The following is a 2,654-nucleotide window of genomic DNA, read 5'->3' on the forward strand; positions in this document are numbered from 1 at the left end:
TGTTTGCCCTGGCAAAACCAAACCTGCGCACTTATCTAGCTAAATCTTCTCATAGTAACCGGTTGGCACAGCTCAACATAGAAGAAGATGTAAAGTTCTGTTTGCAATTAAACATCTGTGAAGCTATACCCGTATTGATTGGTGAAAAATTGGTGGCCTTGTCGCTCAACTAAGCCTGTTTCTCGGATAACGATTTTAAAAGCGGATTTCCTTTAATGGTTTTTAAGGTCTCTTCGTAGGCCAGCCAGTAAATGGTTTCCGCTTTTTTTGTGTCGAAAGTACTGTATTCTCCCATACCTTTAGGTTCTATCAATATGTTGCAGAAAGCAGCTTTCTGCTCCATGTCTTTGTTGATGGACATCATTACTGACCTGACCACCAGCGCTTTAAAATTGGTTATTTTATCTACGGTTTTTAAATGATTGCAGGAAGAGCCGATGATAAAATCGCAAGTGGTCAACAGCGGTTCTATAGGGAAATTGTTCAGCACACCACCGTCTACATACATTTGATCATCAATGATGATGGGTTTAAAAATGCCAGGTATACAGCTGGAGGCCTGAATGGCTTTAATTAATGGACCTTTATTAAAATAAACCAGTTTGCCTTCAGAAAAATTGGTGGCGGCAATGGTAAGTGGGATTTTTAACTTTTCTATACGGTCGTCGGGAAAGTATTCTTTTAACAAGCCGGAAGTATATTCCATATTGATCAGCCCCAGGCTGCCTACTGCAGGCCTGATAAAACGCAGCAATTTACTTTTGATAAAGATGTTCAGTCCTTCTTCGGGATCTATGCCAGCGGCATAAAAAGCACCTGCTATGGAACCTGCACTGGTGCCACTGATGTGGCTGAAAGTAATGCCTGCATTGACGAAGGCTTTAAGGACACCTAAGTGTGCAATGCCCCTGATTCCGCCTCCGGATAAAACGATACCAACTTTTGCCATACCTATTTTTTAATGAAGATGTAACTGTAAGATGGTCATATTTTTCTACAAACAGAATTAAAAATTAAATGACCAGCAGCTGGTGTCCTGTGCCAGCTTAATAAGGTTACACTTATTGTATAATTTGTTTAAATGTAAATGCTGTAAGAGCACTGAATTGTAATTGAATGTCATTAAAATTTTCATTTGCTTCCGTATTTTTTTAAGTGTAATTGTAGCTATACATCTTGTGTAATTTTATACGATTGTAAACAGCATTAAATAAAGATGTTGACTGTCTTCTAAAGGAATAAAGACCTATAATTTCTCTATTATATAATCGAACGTGTCACCTTGTGAATTATTTTTAATTTTAAACCTACGTACAGTTTCGCTATTAGATTTCTCGTTTGTATACACAATGGTTTAAATTTCTTTTTTGTGTATACTACTTTCTCTACTTTTACATAACAGTCTACAGTTAGAAGGACGCTCTCTCCCCCCTACCTTTAACTTTAAATTTTAAACAGCCACTGTAAGTGGAGTGGAGGAACTCTATCCAAAATTCATTAAAAGAACAAATTATTCATCCAAAAATATACCTATGTGTAAGTTCAAACTCTATCTGTTATTTTTTACCGGACTGTTTTTAAGTGCTTGTAACGCCTACCAAAAAATCCCTTATTTTCAGAATATCAGCCGTACGGCACCTACAAGAGAAAGTATAAATAACTTTACTTCATTAACTATACAAAATTCGGATATCCTTGATGTGAGCGTAAGTAGTCTTAACCCAAAGGCCTATGCAGATTCAGCGTCTAAAAGTATAGGCTACCTGGTAGACCAGAATGGTGAAATTAGCCTCCCCCTTATTGGTAAACATAAAGTAGCAGGTTTAACAACAAGTGTAGTAGCTGCAGAGCTGCAACTGAAGTTGGTTAAATACCTCAGTGAGCCTGCTGTAAATGTTAGGGTGTTAAATTTTAAAGTGGCTATTCTGGGTGATGTGCTCAGACCCGATACTTATAAAGTTGCCAGTGAAAGAATTACCGTTACTGAAGCCTTAAGTATGGCAGGAGATTTAAATATTACGGCAAAGAGGAACGACATCTTATTGATCAGGGAATTAGATGGCAAAAGGGAATACATTCCAATGGATATTACCTCCTCAAAAATAATAATGTGATCTATGTGCAGCCTGATAAAACTAAATATGTAACTGTTGATGGCAGTTGTTTTTGGTGATGGCGCATCTCCTTTATCGCCAGTTCTTTCCAACAAAAGAACATCAAAATCCTTGTTAAACAAGGCTGGTTTTTTTTTACCACCAATGGAGATACAGTTGTGGATGATGGGTGCAATTGGTATCCTGGCGAATTTATACATGACCCCTCCGATAAATTTATTGAAGCTTTAGTCCCTTTTTCTTATGCACCCTATTTTATTCCTTTTAACAAGTTGTATGGCTGTGAGGAAACAGCTTCTAAAAATATAATTTTAAAATTAGTTCTTTTTATCATCAGTATTGCCAAAAATTCATTTTCCAATTAACCAGAGGCTTTATTTATTTGAAGCATAAACTTTGATGCAATATAAGGCCGGCACCTAATCATCATTTTTTCAATATTAAATTAAATTATATGGCTATCAATTTATTGGTATTCGACTCACATCCTGTACAATATCGTGTACCGATCTGGCAAGCAATGGAAAAAATTCATCCGGG

General features: G+C 36.7%; 4 protein-coding genes. 3 read left to right on the top strand and 1 reads right to left on the bottom strand.

The genetic code is table 11. The features are described from left to right. Nucleotides 1-23: 23 nt before the first annotated feature. Nucleotides 24-173 carry a 2-phosphosulfolactate phosphatase gene (locus ACR2F7_RS12455; protein WP_432713885.1) on the top strand — a complete coding sequence of 50 codons (150 nt, stop codon included), beginning with the start codon at nt 24-26 and terminating at the stop codon, nt 171-173. On the opposite strand, the gene ACR2F7_RS12460 is transcribed toward ACR2F7_RS12455, so the two are convergent. After that, complete coding sequence (locus ACR2F7_RS12460; RefSeq protein WP_432713882.1) at nt 170-949, bottom strand: patatin-like phospholipase family protein; 780 nt, start codon at nt 947-949, stop codon at nt 170-172. The two genes, ACR2F7_RS12455 and ACR2F7_RS12460, sit on opposite strands and share 4 nt — an antisense overlap. 583 nt (nt 950-1,532) lie before the next feature. Here ACR2F7_RS12460 and ACR2F7_RS12465 point away from each other — a divergent pair. Continuing rightward, entirely contained in the window at nt 1,533-2,114 is a 582-nt protein-coding gene (locus tag ACR2F7_RS12465) for a polysaccharide biosynthesis/export family protein (RefSeq protein ID WP_432713883.1), read from the top strand. Between the two features lie 39 nt (nt 2,115-2,153). After that, the gene (locus ACR2F7_RS12470; protein ID WP_432713884.1) at nt 2,154-2,345 is read left to right on the top strand and encodes a hypothetical protein; all 192 of its coding nucleotides are present in this window, start codon (nt 2,154-2,156) and stop codon (nt 2,343-2,345) included. Nucleotides 2,346-2,654: the final 309 nt, after the last annotated feature.

Origin of the sequence: Pedobacter sp. (genome assembly GCF_045628745.1) — a bacterium.
Lineage (GTDB): Bacteria > Bacteroidota > Bacteroidia > Sphingobacteriales > Sphingobacteriaceae > Pedobacter.

What these genes read in the sequence shown, in the direction of transcription:
- ACR2F7_RS12460 (WP_432713882.1), bottom strand. Translation starts at nt 949, where the DNA reads ATGGCAAAAGTTGGTATCGTTTTATCCGGAGGCGGAATCAGGGGCATT.
- ACR2F7_RS12465 (WP_432713883.1), top strand. Translation starts at nt 1,533, where the DNA reads ATGTGTAAGTTCAAACTCTATCTGTTATTTTTTACCGGACTGTTTTTA.
- ACR2F7_RS12470 (WP_432713884.1), top strand. Translation starts at nt 2,154, where the DNA reads ATGGCAGTTGTTTTTGGTGATGGCGCATCTCCTTTATCGCCAGTTCTT.